We start from the raw sequence: 14,714 nt of genomic DNA on the forward strand, positions 1-14,714 counted from the left end.
AAGATTTTACTTTTAAGTTGAATTTTGCTACTTTTGTCGCACTTTTATTCTGAAATAAATTCAGAACCAGACAAATTCTATATTATGAACATACACGAATATCAAGGAAAAGAAATTTTAGCGAGTTACGGAGTACGCGTACAACGCGGAATCGTGGCTAATAATGCAGTTGAAGCTGTGGCCGCTGCAAAACAATTAACTGCCGAAACTGGAACAGGATGGCATGTAATTAAAGCACAAATTCACGCAGGTGGTCGTGGAAAAGGAGGTGGAGTTAAGCTGGCAAAAAACTTACAACAAGTTGAAGAATTAGCAGAACAAATCATCGGAATGCAGTTAATTACTCCTCAGACTCCGCCTGAAGGTAAAAAAGTTAACAAAATATTAGTAGCTGAAGATGTTTACTATCCTGGAGAAAGCGAAACTTCTGAATTTTATGTTTCTGTTTTATTGAATAGAGGTACAGGACGCAACATGATTATGTATTCTACTGAAGGTGGAATGGATATCGAAGAAGTTGCTGAGCACACTCCACACTTAATCTTTACTGAAGAAGTTGATCCTTCTGTAGGTTTACAAGGTTTCCAAGCTAGAAGAATTGCTTTTAACTTAGGGCTTTCTGGAAATGCTTTCAAAGAAATGGTGAAATTCATCGACGCACTTTACAATGCTTACATTGGTTCTGATGCTTCTATGTTTGAAATCAACCCTGTATTAAAAACTTCTGATAACAAAATCTTAGCTGTAGATGCTAAAGTAAATATCGACGATAACGCTTTATACAGACAACCTAAATATGCTGAAATGAGAGATATCCGTGAGGAGAATCCAATCGAAGTTGAAGCTAAAGAAGTTGGTCTTAACTATGTTGACCTTGACGGTACTGTAGGATGTATGGTAAACGGAGCTGGTCTAGCTATGGCAACTATGGATTTAATTAAATATGCTGGTTTTGAGCCTGCTAACTTCCTTGACGTAGGAGGAACTGCTGATGCTAAGCGTGTTGAAACAGCTTTCAGAATTATCTTGAAAGATCCAAACGTAAAAGCTATCTTGATTAACATCTTCGGAGGAATCGTTCGTTGTGACCGTGTTGCTCAAGGTGTTGTTGATGCTTACAAAAACATGGGAGACGCTATCAATGTGCCAATTATCGTTCGTTTGCAAGGAACAAATGCTGAAATTGCAAAAGAATTAATTGACAACTCTGGTATGCCAATCTTATCTGCAGTTCAATTCCAAGAAGCTGCTGACCAAGTTAAAGCTGCTCTTTCTTAATTAAAATAAGAAATCAATTTATATAGAAAATCCATTCCGTTTGCGGAGTGGATTTTTTTTTAACCGCAAAGTACGCTAAGATTTTTATCTTTATGGCTTGATAAAAACGCAAAGTTCGCAAAGCTATGTTCAAATAACTTTGCGAACTTTGCGTAAATCTTTGCGCTCTTTGCGGTTAAAAAAATACTATTTCAAAACAGTGGACAATTCCACAATTTCAAATGTTGGATCGTGCATTATGAATTCTCTAATCAATGCAGCATGACCAGCGCCCACTAAAACCATTATTTTATTATCGGTACTTTCAGTTAATTTCTGAATTAGAGAATACATGTATAAGTTTCTTTTGTACCAATTTGAAACCAAAGAAGCCCCTATAAAATCATCTGGATTTCCAGCTCTATTTGCTACTTCCAAATACCATTGGATGTTTTTATTTTCGGTTTCTTTTTTATTGTAATGTAGCATAAGTTCTTGTAACGAACTTTTTGTTATTCTTTCATTATGATCTTTTTCATTCCTTTTTTTCCACTCACTATTTCTTTTCAATAAATCCTGTTGATTTGCTTTTTCCATTGACATCATTAAACTATCATAAGGAAAAGAAGTATAGAGATTCATTCCGTATAATTTTTTATGATTCAGTTTTTTAGCCGTGCGAAGCGCCAATTGCGTTATTTCGTTTTTGTTAGTTTTAAAAAGGCTGTCGGCATTTTTATTGTAAAACTTATCTAAATCGGCTTGTTCGTTAAACTCCCATTCTACAAAAATTTTATCTGGGCCAAATTTTTTGATTTTGTCACTCATTATTTCGAGTTCCTTTTGGCTCTTCTCAGACATGATATTGAAACTATTTAGTTGAGCAACATCAAGACCAGGATTGGCGTAATGAAACGTTCCGACCAATAAAATCTGTTTTTTCTTCGTTTGAGCAGATGTTATGTTAAATGTAATAAGAGCTAATAATAGAATGAATTTTTTCATGATTTTTTGTTTTTATGGATAATGTATATTGTAGAAAAAGTTTAATGATATGGTTAGAAAATTACTATTTCAAAACAGTTGATAATTCTACAATTTCGAATGTAGGATCGTGCGCTATAAAATCTCTAATTATAGCAGCGTGGCTGGCACCTAATAAAACCATTATTTTTTCATCCTTGCTATCTGTTAATTTCTGAATTAAAGAATACATGTATAAATTCCTTTTGTACCATTCGGAAACTAAAAAAGCGCCAACGAAATTGTCAGTTTTTCCTGCTCTTAGTGCGGTTTCCATGTACCACTGCAAATCTTGATTGATGAATTTTTTTGTATTGAAATCGATGAGAAGTTCAGTTAAATTGTATTTTTTAATATTTTCATTAAAAGACTTTTCAAATTGCGTCGTCGATTCCAGATTTTTTTTCATTAAATCCTCTTGATTTGCTTCTTTCATTCCTTTGGTTAGACTGTCATAAGGAAAATGAGTTTTGTTATAATCAATAGCGTATAATTTTTTATGGCCTAATTTTTTAGCAGTTCTCAAAGCCAATTGCACTCTTTCGTCTGCTTTTTTACCAAGTAAACTATCTGAGTTTCGAGCATAAAGTTTATTTAATTTGTCTTGCTTATCGTATCCCCATTCTACGAAGATTTTATCGGGACCAAATTTTTTAATTTTCTCTGAGATGTTTTCTAGCTCTTTTTGGCTTTTTTCAGACATCACATTAAAAGTGTTTGTTTTAGCAATATCAAGTCCAGGATTTTGAAAATGAAAAGTGCCTATTAATAATATTTGTTTTTTCTTTGTTTGAGCCGAAACGTTGTTGAAAAGGATAAAAGCCAATAATAAAATGATTTTTTGCATGATGGTTTGTTTTTAAATTCATGGCAAATGTATTCCGTCTTTTGAGCTCTATTTTTTGTTTTTGATGAACATGGGATTTCATTTCATAAACGCATGAAATTTATGATGGGATAATTTCGTGTAACGTTTTTGAGAGTTCATCAATAAAAAAGCAGGTTTTAAATAAATCTAATTTTCTATTTAAGGCATAGTTGTATTTTTGAGTTAATTATCAGAAACTATGAAATCAAGAATTCCTTTTTACTATCACATTGTCTTTTTTGTCTTATTGTTTTTAACTTATATTTTGTGGGATATTGGACTTAATGACAGAAAAATAGAGCATGTAATAAAAGCAATATATTACGGAATCACACCAACTTATATACTGGCAATATTTATTATTTACATTCTCAATTTTTATTTCTTTTGTGAATGGTTTTTAAACAAAAAGAAACTGCTTATTTATATATTGACTCTTCCGATTTCATTATTGCTTTTTGCAGCCGTTCGTTATTTTTTACAAGAAGTCGTTATGTATAGTATTACCGGAATGCATAATTACTATGAAGAAACTAGAGAAATTACTTATTACATAAAAGATAATTTTTTCTTCGGATTGCCTGCTGTTATTCTAAGTGCATTAACTTTTTTGTTTTGGCAATTTCAGACTGCACAGCATCAAAACCAAGAATTGCTTTTAGAAAATAAAAAAGCTGAATTTCAGATGTTAAAAGCACAAGTTAGTCCGCATTTTTTGTTTAATACCTTGAATTCTTTTTACAGTCAATTGATTCTGAAAGACGATAAAATGGCCGATGATATTTTGGTGCTTTCCGATTTGCTTCGTTACGTAATTACAGAAACAGACAAAGATGAAGCGATACTTTCAAAAGAGATTCAATTCATTCAAAACTACATTCATTTGCAAAAGAAAAGATTTGAAGATCAGCTGTTTTTAGATTTTACGGTTGAAGGAAATTATTCTAACGAAAAAATCATTTCTTCGGCTTTGGTTCATTTTGTTGAAAATGTTTTCAAGCACGGAAAATTTAATAATGAAAAAGAAAAAGCGGTTATTTCGATTCGAATAAAAGACAATTTTCTAGAGATTTCAACATTCAATTATTTCATCGAAGGAGAGAATTATTCGTCAACCGGAATTGGTTTTGATAATTTGACGAAAAGATTAGAATACACCTATAAAGACCAATTTATTCTTGAAAAAATAGAAGAAAATAATACCTTTAAAACTTACTTAAAAATACCCCTAAAGAAATAATTTATGGCTTTTAAATGTATAATTGTCGACGACGAACCGCCTGCAACTCGAATATTAGAAAACTATATCGGAAAAGTAAATTTTTTGGAGAAAGTCGGCGTTTTTAATGATTCGCTAAAAGCATTAGAATTTTTAAATAAAGAATCGGTTGATGTTATTTTTCTAGATATTCAAATGCCTCAATTAACAGGTTTACAAATTTCTAAAATTATTTCTAAAGATATAAAAGTCATTTTTACAACTGCTTATCCTGATTTTGCCTTAGAAGGATTTGAGTTGAATGCTGTTGATTATCTTTTAAAACCAATTGCGTTTGAACGTTTTTATCAAGCGGTTTCTAAGCTAAATTCAGAACCTAAAATACAAGTTTCAAATAGCAATAATAGTGCAGGACCAGATTTCCTATTCATAAAAACTGATGGAAAGAATAAATTTCAGAAAGTGTTTTTGAATGAAATTTTGTATGTCGAAAGCCTTCAGAATTATGTTTGCATTCATACTGTAAAACAGCAAATTATTACACATTCGTCATTAAAAAATGTAATTGAATCGCTTCCAGAAAAAGATTTTATTCAGATACATAAATCGTATGTGATTTCATTACAGCATATAGAATCAACTGATAATTTTTCTGTTTTTGTAAACGGAAAAGAATTGCCAATTGGAGCGACTTTTAAAGATGCTTTTTTTGATGAAATTGATCAGAATAAGATTTAACCGCAAAGGCGCAAGGTTTTTTGTCTTTGGTGCTTTATAAAAACGCAAAGTTCGCAAAGCTTTATCCATATAGCTTTGCGAACTTTGCGTTTATATTCACAATCCTTGGTAAAAAACCTTGCGCTCTTTGCGGTTAGATCGCTAGTTAAGATTTTTTCTTATTACCGTTTTTGAAAACCACTTTTTCTACTACAGTTGGTTTTCCATTTCCTTTTGGGAATGATTTCTTTTTAGGTTTCCCAGTTGATGAACCTGATTTTGAAGGATTTTGATCTCCTCTGTATTTCTCAGAATCTTTTGGAGTTGCTTTAAATTCAGCTCTTTCTTTAGAATTTTCTTTCTTCGGAATTTCAGCTTTATGTTTCGCTAAAACATCATTTGGGTTTTTAGGATTTTCTTTAGTTCCTCTCAAATGAATTACCAATCCGTTTAGGAAATTACGTAGAATCTGATCGCCACATTCCATGTAATTTGGATGGTCTTCAGCTCTGAAAAAAGCACCCAATTCTGATTTTGAAATTTTAAAATCTACTAATTCTAAAATCTCAACTATTTGGTCGTCACGGAGCATCAAAGCCACGCGAAGTTTTTTAAGTATATCGTTATTTGTCATCGTTTATTTTTTACAAATGTACGGTTTATTTTTTAGCCACGAATTGCGCGAATTTCCACAAATTAAATTTAGAAGTTGCATTTAAAAAATTCGTGAAGATTCGTGTAATTTGTTGCAAACTTTTACTGATTATATGAGTTTAAAACACCAACCAACTTATCCAAATCTTCTTTTGTGTGATTTGACGTTACTACAATACGATTTAGTGGTTCAGCTTCTTTTTTATACCTAAAACTGGCAATAATTATATTTTCGTTTTTTAAAGTATCAACTAATTCTGTTGGCAATAAGTAAATTAAAGGATAGTTTTTATCAAACTTAATGTTCTCATTTTGGATTAAAATCGAATCGATATAACTTAAATTATCCAACAATTTTTGATGCTGTATTTTGTAAATTTCAGAAGCATCTGAAAGCGTTTGCACAAAAGCCGGATTCATTCCTGCGGCACTTGTAAAAGTCTCGATTTCTTTTATTTCTTGAATAAATTCAGAATCTGAAGCAATTACGCCACCTGTTAATCCGAAAGCTTTTCCTAGAGACGAAACCAAGATTTTTCTTTTTATTGGAAAATCTATAGAGGAATAAATTCCAGAACCATTTTCGCCAATAATTCCTAATGAATGCGATTCATCAACAACCAAAGTAATTTCTTTTTGATTTGAAATTTCGTTTAAAAAAGACAAATCAACAGGTTTGGTTTGAAAAGAAGGAACTCCATCAGTCAAAATCGTTATTTTTTCAGGTTTTGAATCTAATAAACGATCGTTCAATTTTTCATTTATAAAAACAGGAAAACTATTTTCTATCTGAATAGCCGAGTGAATTTCATTCAAATGATAAAAACAATCCGTTTGCTTTTTTAGTTTTTCTAAAACCAATTTTCCAGCCAACATTCCAGAAGAAACCGTAACAGCATCTTCAGAACCAATATGTTGAGCTAAGAACTTTTCTCCCGCAGTGTAAGCGCTTAATTTGATGTTTGCAGTTCTTGAACTTCCGTAAGTGGTTCCCCATTTTAAAATGTTCTGAACTACTAAATCTTGAAATTTTTGGTTTGTTGGAAGTCCCAAATAAGCAGTTCCTCCAAAATACAAATATTGTTTTTGGTCAATTTCAATGATTCGATCTGGAAATTTTTCGACTATCATTTTAAAGCAATGTAACTCCCGTTCCGTTAAGATTGGAGTAATTGATAATACCGTCTTCAATTGTTACACCTGTCGCAATGTCTTCTGCCAAAAGCAATGCGCCGTCCATGTCAACATAATCCAATTGCGGAAGCAAATGTGCAATCGCAGAAATTCCAACCGTCGATTCGGTCATACAACCAACCATTGTTCGTAAGCCTAATTTTTTAGCTTCTTCAATCATGCGTTTTCCTGGAGTTAATCCGCCACATTTCACCAGTTTTACATTCACACCATGAAAATGATTGAAACATTTCGCTACATCTTCTTCAATAATACAGCTTTCGTCAGCAATTACAGGAAGTACAGAATGTTTGAAAACCTCTTTATGACCTTCCCAATTATCGGCTTTCATTGGCTGTTCTAGAAATTCAACGCCTAGTTTTTTTAATTCAACCGCATTGTTTATGGTTTCGTCAACCGTCCATCCGCAGTTGGCATCAATTCTAAAAATAGCGTTGGTATGTTTTCTGAGTTCTTTTACAATGGCAATATCTTCCTTTGTGCCCAATTTAATTTTATAAATGGGCCAAGGCAGTTCTTGCATTTTAAAAACCATTTTTTCAATCGTATCAATTCCGATTGTATAATCAGTTAACGGATTATGATCAGTTTTATAATTCCATAATTCATATAATTTTTTGCCTTTTTTGCGAGCATACAAATCATTATAAGCTAAATCTAAAGCGCACAAAGCAAACATATCGTCTTTCAAATACGGATGCATTTTTGACCAAAAAACTTCTGGAGTTTCATCTTCCGTACTTTCAATAATCGATCTAATTTTCTCCAAATCAGCAATCATCATCGGAACCGTAATATGGTAATACGGATTTGACGTAGCTTCTCCGAAACCAGAAAAACCATCGCTTTGCAATTCTACAATTAACGAAGGCTGAAAGTCAATAGATTCTCGAGAAATCGTAAAAGTATGTTTTAGTTTTAGATTGTATTCTCTTAAAATTAATTTCATTTTTATAGGAGTATTTTTTTATTTTTTGGTTAATAGCCCAGCCAAAGTAGCGCTTCAACAAAGTGATCACGCCAAAGTTTTTCATTATGTTCTCCGCCTTTTACAATTTTCGTTTTATCAAGGTGAAGACAATAGCAGCGTTTGGAATCTAATAAACGTTTCATTTTAGTCAAATCGTTTACCATGTCCTCACTTTCCTTATCACCACACAGAAAATAGATTTTAGTCTTGATTTTGGATTGTTTTTCGGTGAAAGTATAAATGTCATTAGAAAACCAAAAAGAAGGCGAAAAAGCGCCTGTTTTGCCAAAAATATCGGGATGTTTTAAAGCGCCGTAATATGAAACCAATCCGCCAAGCGAACTTCCGAATAGAATCGTGTTTTTAGCTTTTGTTTTGGTTCTGTAATTTTTGTCGATATAAGGTTTTAAAGTCTTTACAATAAAATCTAAGTAATTGTCAGCATTTCCGCCTCCGTATTTTTCATTTTTGAAAGGCGTAAGTTCGTCAATGCGTTTTTCATTTCCGTGCTCGATCCCTACGACAATAACGGGAGCTTTTAAGCTGTCTAATTTTTCATCGACATTCCATTCTCCAGAATAAGAAGTTTTAGCATCAAACAGATTCTGAGCGTCGTGCATATAAATAACGCTGTATTTTTTCTTTATGTCTTTGGAATAATTTTCAGGAAGATAAATCCAGATTTTTTTTGTAGTATGAAGTTGAGGAGCTTCAATTGTAAAAGTAGAAACGTTTTTTGAAGCCGTACTTTGCGCTTTTCCAATTAGAGTAAATAGAAGTAAAACTGCTAAGAAAATCCTCTTCATTATCCGTGTTTTGTATTTTTATTTAAAAGCAATATTTTAGCTAAAAATAAGAAATTGATGAATACAGAAGCAGAAAAAAGAAGTTTACTTTTAGAAATGATTATGTTCGCCACAGTTGACGGACATTTGCACAAACGTGAGCTTGATTTTTTAAGACTCGTAGCTTTGGAATTGAGTATTAACGAAGAAGAATTTCAGGATTTATTCCATCAAGAACACAAAACAATTCCAATAAAATCAGAAATGCAAAGAATCAATCAGTTTTACAGATTGGCTTTATTGATGCATATTGACGGCGTTTTGCACGAAAGAGAACATAAAGCAATTCAGCAGATTGCTTTAGAAATGGGTTTAAATCTTTCGGCTGTAAAACGTGTTTTAGAAATGATGAAAAAAGCACCAAATACAATGATTAATCCAATTGTATTATTGGAAATTTTTCAGGAACAGCATAATTAAGCAAGCTGTTCCTGTAGTTTTTTAATTTCATCACGAAGTTTCGCCGCTTGAAGGAAATCTAATTCTTTCGCTGCTTTTTCCATTGTTTTACGCTTTTCGCGAATCATTTTTTCTAATTCCGATTTAGATAGATAAGCTGTTTCTGGCTCGGCTGCAACAGGAATTGGATGCCCTAATTCATATTCAACCAATGGATTTTTCGTAAATGCGCTTTCGATTTTCTTGTTTAAAGGCTGCGGAACAATATTGTTTTCTACGTTGTAGTTGATTTGTTTTGTTCTTCTATAATTGGTTTCATCAATTGTTCGCTGCATACTTTCGGTAATTTTGTCCGCATACATAATCGCTTTTCCATTGACGTTTCTAGCCGCACGACCAATGGTTTGTGTTAAAGATTTTCTATTACGCAAAAATCCCTCTTTATCAGCATCGAGAATGGCAACAAGAGAAACTTCGGGTAAATCTAAACCTTCACGAAGTAAGTTTACTCCAATCAAAACATCAAAAAGTCCTTTTCTTAAATCCTGCATGATTTCAATACGCTCTAAAGTATCAACTTCAGAATGTATGTAACGGCATCGAATATTTACTTTTGTTAAGTATTTGGCTAATTCTTCGGCCATTCTTTTGGTTAAAGTTGTGACCAAAACTCTTTCGTCTAATTCGCAACGAACTTGAATTTCTTCAATCAAATCATCAATCTGATTTAAACTTGGACGAACTTCAATTACAGGGTCTAATAATCCAGTTGGGCGAATAATCTGTTCGACATAAATACCATCCGATTTTTGCAATTCGTAATCTGCGGGTGTTGCAGAAACGTAAATTACCTGATTTTGTAAAGCTTCGAATTCTTCAAATTTCAAAGGTCTATTGTCCATTGCTGCAGGAAGACGGAAACCATATTCAACCAAGTTCTCTTTTCTGCTTCGGTCACCTCCGTACATGGCGTGAACTTGCGAAACCGTTACGTGACTTTCGTCGACAACCATTAAATAATCGCTTGGAAAATAATCTAACAAACAGAAAGGCCTTGTTCCAGCTTCACGTCCGTCAAGGTATCTTGAGTAGTTTTCAATTCCAGAACAATATCCTAATTCGCGGATCATTTCCAAATCGAAATTGGTTCTTTCTTCCAAACGTTTCGCTTCAAGATGTTTGCCAATTTCTTTAAAATAATCAACTTGTTTCACCAAATCTTGCTGAATCTGCCAGATTGCGCCTTGTAAAACTTCTGGTGAAGTCACAAACATGTTAGCAGGATAAATCGTTAAGCGTTGAAATTTTTCTATTACTTGAGAAGTTTTTGCGTCAAATGCTTCTATTTCTTCAATTTCATCTCCAAAAAAGTGAATTCTGTACGCGTCGTCAGCATAACTCGGATAAACTTCAACCGTATCTCCTTTAATTCTGAAAGTTCCGGGATTAAAATCGGCTTCGGTTCTAGCATATAAACTTTGAACTAAACTGTGCAATAATTTAGTTCTTGAAATAACCTGATCTCTTTTAATTTCAATTACGTTTTTCTGAAATTCAACAGGGTTTCCAATACCATAAAGACAAGAAACCGATGCTACAACCAAAACGTCACGTCTTCCTGAAAGTAGGGAAGAAGTGGTGCTTAAACGCATTTTCTCGAGTTCTTCGTTGATAGATAAATCTTTTTCAATGAAAACTCCAGTAACAGGCATAAAGGCTTCTGGCTGATAATAGTCGTAATACGAAACGAAATACTCAACAGCATTGTTTGGGAAGAATTGCTTGAACTCCGAATACAATTGCGCAGCCAAAGTTTTATTGTGAGCCAAAACCAAAGTTGGTCTTTGCACTTCCTCAATTACATTGGCAACGGTAAAGGTTTTTCCAGAACCGGTAACTCCTAATAATGTTTGGTATTTCTCTCCGTCAACCACACCTTGCGCCAATTTTTGTATGGCTTGTGGCTGATCTCCTTTTGGACTATATTCTGAAGAAACTTGAAATTTCATTTTTGTATACTGAAAATTTGGTTTTGTAAAGATACGAAGTTTGAATGTAAATGAACTGTTCAAAAGTTTGCCACGAATTACACGAATTACACAAATTTTTTGCGTGTGCTGTAAAATGATATTCGTGCGAATTAGTGTAATTCGTGGCAAAAAAAATCTAATCTAAAAAATTAATAACCGCGTCATTTACAACTTTTGGCTGATCAATGGTTAGAAAATGTCCAGCATCTTTTATCATTTTAGTTTTACTGTTAGCTAAATGTTTCTTTGCTGTTTCTAGACTTTCTTCCGAATTAATAACATCCTTATCTCCAATTAAAACCAAAACAGGATTTTGAATAGATTCTAATTCTTTGTTAGAAAACGGCATCATTTTTAACATGCTTGAATTTGATTTTGCGTATTTATTAGCCAAATAAAACTGTCTTTTGTAAATACGGCTTATATTTTCTGGATGAGTTGAAAAAGTCGATAATGTTTTAGTGAATTTCTTTTCGCTTGGAAAAAGTTTCAGCATCAAAGCAGAAGTTGTTTTTGTGACTTTATCTATAAACTTAAAAGTTTGTGCAGGACTCAGTAAGACAATTTTATCAATAGAATTTGGTTTCTGAATGGCCAATAATGTTGCGATCCATCCGCCACGAGAAGCGCCGATTATATCGAATTTCTTTAATTTATAATGATCGAAAATCTCGTTGTAGAAAACAACAATATCATCGGATGAAAGTGGTTTTGCTGTTAAGTTTGATTTATTCGGTTCCGTGATAAAATCAATCGCAAAAATGCGGTGATTTTTGGCTAGAACTTTAATGTTTGGATACCACATGGTTGAGCTGGCATCCATTCCGTGGAGTAAAACCAAATCTTTTCCGTTTTTAGGACCTGCGATTACAACGTGCGCTGTTCCAAAACTAGTTTTTACATCTTCTTCGGTATACGGAATATTCCAAAGTTTTAACGCTTTGTCGTAAGCAGATTGGTATTTTAGTTCTTCGCTTCGGGTTTTAAAAACATAGTCTTCATATTTCGCTTTTTTTGAAGCGCAACTAGAAACTAAAAATAATACAACTAAAAGTCGCGAATATTGTTTTAACATAGTAATAAAATTCAATTTCAGCTTAAAGTTACGATTGGAGTAGGTGAAAAGTGTATCAGAATTTTATTTTAAAATATCATAATTTTAAGATTTGTCGTTTTTTGAAGTCAAATAATAAATCTGTACAAAAGCTAAAATCGCGTTTGGAATAATTACCGGCCAAAGCCATTGGTTGAAATCGTGATAATCATTTAGAAAAATACCATAAATGACAAAGCAAATACAGCCAAACATATTAATAAATCGAATTGTTCTGAGGTTTTTAAGCAAGAAACCGCCAACAATAAAAACAGATGCTAGATAACCAATGTATTCTGCCATAATCTTGATTTTAAAATGTTTACAATAAATGTACTTAAAGTAAATTATAAAATCAAGATTTTGATTTGGAAATCAATTGTTTACAGTAACCACTTTTGTTTTTCACTTTCATTTAAAAAACTCCAAGCCACAATACGGCTGTTTTTTTGACCTTGTGCCATATCGATTGTTTTCACAGAAACAGCATTTACTTTCTTCAAAGTTTTATAAATCGCTGGGAGATTTTCTTTTTTAGAAACTAAAGTTGTAAACCACAAAACCTGCGAAGCGTATTTTGCACTTTCGTAAATCATTTGTGTGATGAATCCGATTTCGCCGCCGTTGCACCATAGTTCGGCATTTTGACCTCCGAAATTTAGAACAGGATTTGTATTTCTTTTTTCTTTCGGATTAAGATTGGAAACTTTTCTCGAAGCACTTTTATTGGCTTCTTCTGCAGAGGCATGAAAAGGCGGATTACACATCGTAAAAGTAAAACGATCCTCTGACGTAATAATATTTTTGAAAATGAATCTAGGTTCTGTTTGCTGTTGTAAACTTATCGCATCAATTAATTTAGGATTGGCTTGGATAATTTTACTACAGTTTTCAATTGCTTTTTTGTCAATATCCGTTGCGACGAAACTCCAATTGTAAATAGCATTTCCCAAAATTGGATAAATGCAATTAGCTCCAGTTCCGATATCTAAACCTAAAACGTCTGAATTGTTTGGAATTTTGCTTTCCGCTAATAAATCGGCGATGTAATGAATGTAATCGGCACGTCCAGGAATTGGCGGACAAAGGTAATTTTTTGGAATATCCCAGTTTTGAATTCCGTAATAGGTTTGCAGTAAAGCGCTATTTAAGGTTTTTACAGCGTTTGGATTACTGAAATCAATTGTTTCGATTCCGTGTTTGTTTACTGAAACAAAAGCTTTTAATTCAGGACAATTTGAAATTAGTTTTTCGAAATCGTATCGCTCTCGATGAAGATTTCTTGGGTGTAAAATGTTTTTTTCAGAATTGTCGTTTGCTTTCATTTTCTTTTATTTCGACTGCAAAGATAGGCAAGAAAGTCTTGTTTTGAAAATGAGTGCCCTAGCCCTGATGGAAGCGGCATTCTTTTGTGTCCGCCGCGGCGGACACAAAAGATATAGTGGACAGCAGGAAATAGCTTCTAATCAAAACATTCCATTAAAAGAAGATCTCCTTCACGATGCGTAATGGTTACAATGCCGTCTTTTTCGACAGAATTACTGCTCCCTGTTCTGTAGCCCATTGTCAGCGTATCGTCGTTTAATTCGTATTTTAAATTGGTTGAATTAATGCCGTTTACAATACCAATGGGAATCAGTGAAATTGGTGTTTTTGCGGTGTACCATTTCTCGAATTTTGTTGGCAAAAGAAATATTTTTGAATGATCGTCTAGAATTACAATTTTTAATAAATCTCTGTAACGAACAATTTGTGTCAAGTTTGTAATGGTGTGATCGGCGCGTTTTCCTGTTGCCCAAACGACATTTACGGCAGGAATTTTTCTTTCGATAAGATAATCAAAAGCTTTTTCTAAATCGGTTTTTTCCTGATCTGGAGTATGAACGATTTCGATCGGAAATTGTGTTGTTTTATAGATTTCAGGATCAAAACCATGGTCAAAATCGCCCAGTAAAACATCGACTTTTATGCCTAATTCAATCACTCTTTCGATAGCCGAATCTAAAACCACAACCAAAGGAGACCATTCTAACAATTGTCCTAATAATTCTGGGTCGCAGGCAGCGCCATTTGCAATTATTAAAGCTGGTTCTTGATCGTCGCGGACTATATGGTGTGATGACATAAGCGTTTTTTTGAATGTAGTGCAAATGTACGGTTTACCATTGTAGATTTTAGATTTCTGATTTTAGATTTTTTGGAATCTTTAAAATAAAAAACCAAAATCTAAAATGTCTTTATTTAATTGGCTTTAAAAGCAACAGCATCAACTTCGATCTGCATTCCGTCGAGTGCTAATTTTGGAACAGGAATTAATGTGCTGGCAGGAAAAGGATTGTTTTTCCACACTTTACTGATTTCTTCTTCCCAAATTTTTAGTTTTTCTGAAGAATGGTCAACAATTAGAATTGTGATTTTCATTACATTTTCTGGTTTTAGTTCGTA

The 14,714-nt window shown here is 33.1% G+C and carries 16 protein-coding genes; 4 read left to right on the forward strand and 12 right to left on the reverse strand.

Going from position 1 to position 14,714, the window contains the following annotated elements; genetic code table 11:
- Window positions 1-84 precede the first annotated feature (84 nt).
- Entirely contained in the window at window positions 85-1,278 is a 1,194-nt protein-coding gene (sucC, locus tag ACE01P_RS17195; protein WP_144214913.1) for an ADP-forming succinate--CoA ligase subunit beta, read from the forward strand.
- Window positions 1,279-1,464: 186 nt separating this feature from the next.
- Here the strand turns inward: sucC and ACE01P_RS17200 are convergent, their stop codons facing one another.
- Both ACE01P_RS17200 and ACE01P_RS17205 read right to left on the reverse strand, forming a co-directional pair.
- Window positions 1,465-2,262: a DUF5694 domain-containing protein gene (locus ACE01P_RS17200; protein WP_379700113.1), complete on the reverse strand. Its 798-nt coding sequence runs from the start codon at window positions 2,260-2,262 to the stop codon at window positions 1,465-1,467.
- 64 nt (window positions 2,263-2,326) lie between these two features.
- The gene (locus ACE01P_RS17205; protein WP_379700114.1) at window positions 2,327-3,127 is read right to left on the reverse strand and encodes a DUF5694 domain-containing protein; all 801 of its coding nucleotides are present in this window, start codon (window positions 3,125-3,127) and stop codon (window positions 2,327-2,329) included.
- Between the two features lie 220 nt (window positions 3,128-3,347).
- On the opposite strand from ACE01P_RS17205, the gene ACE01P_RS17210 reads away from it, so the two are divergent.
- Both ACE01P_RS17210 and ACE01P_RS17215 read left to right on the forward strand, forming a co-directional pair.
- Window positions 3,348-4,388, forward strand: a complete 1,041-nt coding sequence (locus tag ACE01P_RS17210) for a sensor histidine kinase (RefSeq protein WP_379700115.1) — start codon at window positions 3,348-3,350, stop codon at window positions 4,386-4,388.
- A gap of 3 nt (window positions 4,389-4,391) precedes the next feature.
- Complete coding sequence (locus ACE01P_RS17215; RefSeq protein WP_379700116.1) at window positions 4,392-5,105, forward strand: LytR/AlgR family response regulator transcription factor; 714 nt, start codon at window positions 4,392-4,394, stop codon at window positions 5,103-5,105.
- Between the two features lie 145 nt (window positions 5,106-5,250).
- Here ACE01P_RS17215 and ACE01P_RS17220 read toward each other — a convergent pair whose 3' ends face one another.
- The 4 genes from ACE01P_RS17220 to ACE01P_RS17235 all read right to left on the reverse strand — a co-directional run bounded on the left by ACE01P_RS17220 (window position 5,251) and on the right by ACE01P_RS17235 (window position 8,708).
- On the reverse strand, window positions 5,251-5,718 hold the full coding sequence (locus tag ACE01P_RS17220; protein ID WP_379700117.1) for a DUF1456 family protein: 468 nt from the start codon (window positions 5,716-5,718) through the stop codon (window positions 5,251-5,253).
- A 122-nt stretch (window positions 5,719-5,840) separates the two neighbouring features.
- Window positions 5,841-6,869, reverse strand: a complete 1,029-nt coding sequence (locus ACE01P_RS17225; protein ID WP_379700118.1) for an aminotransferase class I/II-fold pyridoxal phosphate-dependent enzyme — start codon at window positions 6,867-6,869, stop codon at window positions 5,841-5,843.
- A gap of 1 nt (window position 6,870) precedes the next feature.
- Window positions 6,871-7,881 carry a dipeptide epimerase gene (locus ACE01P_RS17230; RefSeq protein WP_379700119.1) on the reverse strand — a complete coding sequence of 337 codons (1,011 nt, stop codon included), beginning with the start codon at window positions 7,879-7,881 and terminating at the stop codon, window positions 6,871-6,873.
- Between the two features lie 29 nt (window positions 7,882-7,910).
- A complete protein-coding gene (locus tag ACE01P_RS17235; RefSeq protein WP_379700120.1) occupies window positions 7,911-8,708 on the reverse strand; it encodes an alpha/beta hydrolase in 798 nt (265 codons plus the stop codon).
- 57 nt (window positions 8,709-8,765) lie between these two features.
- Here ACE01P_RS17235 and ACE01P_RS17240 point away from each other — a divergent pair, with 57 nt between their 5' ends.
- Entirely contained in the window at window positions 8,766-9,167 is a 402-nt protein-coding gene (locus ACE01P_RS17240; protein ID WP_379700121.1) for a TerB family tellurite resistance protein, read from the forward strand.
- Here ACE01P_RS17240 and uvrB read toward each other — a convergent pair.
- The 6 genes from uvrB to ACE01P_RS17270 all read right to left on the reverse strand — a co-directional run.
- Complete coding sequence (uvrB, locus tag ACE01P_RS17245) at window positions 9,164-11,155, reverse strand: excinuclease ABC subunit UvrB (RefSeq protein WP_379700122.1); 1,992 nt, start codon at window positions 11,153-11,155, stop codon at window positions 9,164-9,166. The two genes, ACE01P_RS17240 and uvrB, sit on opposite strands and share 4 nt — an antisense overlap.
- A 157-nt stretch (window positions 11,156-11,312) precedes the next feature.
- Window positions 11,313-12,251 carry an alpha/beta fold hydrolase gene (locus tag ACE01P_RS17250; protein ID WP_379700123.1) on the reverse strand — a complete coding sequence of 313 codons (939 nt, stop codon included), beginning with the start codon at window positions 12,249-12,251 and terminating at the stop codon, window positions 11,313-11,315.
- Between the two features lie 84 nt (window positions 12,252-12,335).
- Window positions 12,336-12,572, reverse strand: a complete 237-nt coding sequence (locus tag ACE01P_RS17255) for a uroporphyrinogen decarboxylase (RefSeq protein ID WP_379700124.1) — start codon at window positions 12,570-12,572, stop codon at window positions 12,336-12,338.
- An 80-nt stretch (window positions 12,573-12,652) separates the two neighbouring features.
- On the reverse strand, window positions 12,653-13,594 hold the full coding sequence (gene rlmF, locus ACE01P_RS17260; protein ID WP_379700125.1) for a 23S rRNA (adenine(1618)-N(6))-methyltransferase RlmF: 942 nt from the start codon (window positions 13,592-13,594) through the stop codon (window positions 12,653-12,655).
- A gap of 137 nt (window positions 13,595-13,731) precedes the next feature.
- The gene (locus ACE01P_RS17265) at window positions 13,732-14,394 is read right to left on the reverse strand and encodes a thiamine diphosphokinase (protein WP_379700126.1); all 663 of its coding nucleotides are present in this window, start codon (window positions 14,392-14,394) and stop codon (window positions 13,732-13,734) included.
- A gap of 116 nt (window positions 14,395-14,510) precedes the next feature.
- Window positions 14,511-14,714 (reverse strand): RidA family protein (locus tag ACE01P_RS17270; protein WP_379700127.1); only part of this gene is annotated, 204 nt, incomplete at its 5' end.

This window comes from Flavobacterium sp. HJSW_4 (assembly GCF_042436695.1).
Classification (GTDB): Bacteria; Bacteroidota; Bacteroidia; order Flavobacteriales; family Flavobacteriaceae; genus Flavobacterium.

Excerpts from the sequence above, each read along its gene's own strand:
- ACE01P_RS17200 (WP_379700113.1), bottom strand. The coding sequence starts at position 2,262 with ATGAAAAAATTCATTCTATTATTAGCTCTTATTACATTTAACATAACA.
- ACE01P_RS17250 (WP_379700123.1), bottom strand. The coding sequence starts at position 12,251 with ATGTTAAAACAATATTCGCGACTTTTAGTTGTATTATTTTTAGTTTCT.
- ACE01P_RS17220 (WP_379700117.1), bottom strand. The coding sequence starts at position 5,718 with ATGACAAATAACGATATACTTAAAAAACTTCGCGTGGCTTTGATGCTC.
- ACE01P_RS17205 (WP_379700114.1), bottom strand. The coding sequence starts at position 3,127 with ATGCAAAAAATCATTTTATTATTGGCTTTTATCCTTTTCAACAACGTT.
- ACE01P_RS17210 (WP_379700115.1), top strand. The coding sequence starts at position 3,348 with ATGAAATCAAGAATTCCTTTTTACTATCACATTGTCTTTTTTGTCTTA.
- sucC (WP_144214913.1), top strand. The coding sequence starts at position 85 with ATGAACATACACGAATATCAAGGAAAAGAAATTTTAGCGAGTTACGGA.
- ACE01P_RS17215 (WP_379700116.1), top strand. The coding sequence starts at position 4,392 with ATGGCTTTTAAATGTATAATTGTCGACGACGAACCGCCTGCAACTCGA.
- rlmF (WP_379700125.1), bottom strand. The coding sequence starts at position 13,594 with ATGAAAGCAAACGACAATTCTGAAAAAAACATTTTACACCCAAGAAAT.
- uvrB (WP_379700122.1), bottom strand. The coding sequence starts at position 11,155 with ATGAAATTTCAAGTTTCTTCAGAATATAGTCCAAAAGGAGATCAGCCA.
- ACE01P_RS17235 (WP_379700120.1), bottom strand. The coding sequence starts at position 8,708 with ATGAAGAGGATTTTCTTAGCAGTTTTACTTCTATTTACTCTAATTGGA.
- ACE01P_RS17230 (WP_379700119.1), bottom strand. The coding sequence starts at position 7,881 with ATGAAATTAATTTTAAGAGAATACAATCTAAAACTAAAACATACTTTT.
- ACE01P_RS17255 (WP_379700124.1), bottom strand. The coding sequence starts at position 12,572 with ATGGCAGAATACATTGGTTATCTAGCATCTGTTTTTATTGTTGGCGGT.
- ACE01P_RS17265 (WP_379700126.1), bottom strand. The coding sequence starts at position 14,394 with ATGTCATCACACCATATAGTCCGCGACGATCAAGAACCAGCTTTAATA.
- ACE01P_RS17240 (WP_379700121.1), top strand. The coding sequence starts at position 8,766 with ATGAATACAGAAGCAGAAAAAAGAAGTTTACTTTTAGAAATGATTATG.
- ACE01P_RS17225 (WP_379700118.1), bottom strand. The coding sequence starts at position 6,869 with ATGATAGTCGAAAAATTTCCAGATCGAATCATTGAAATTGACCAAAAA.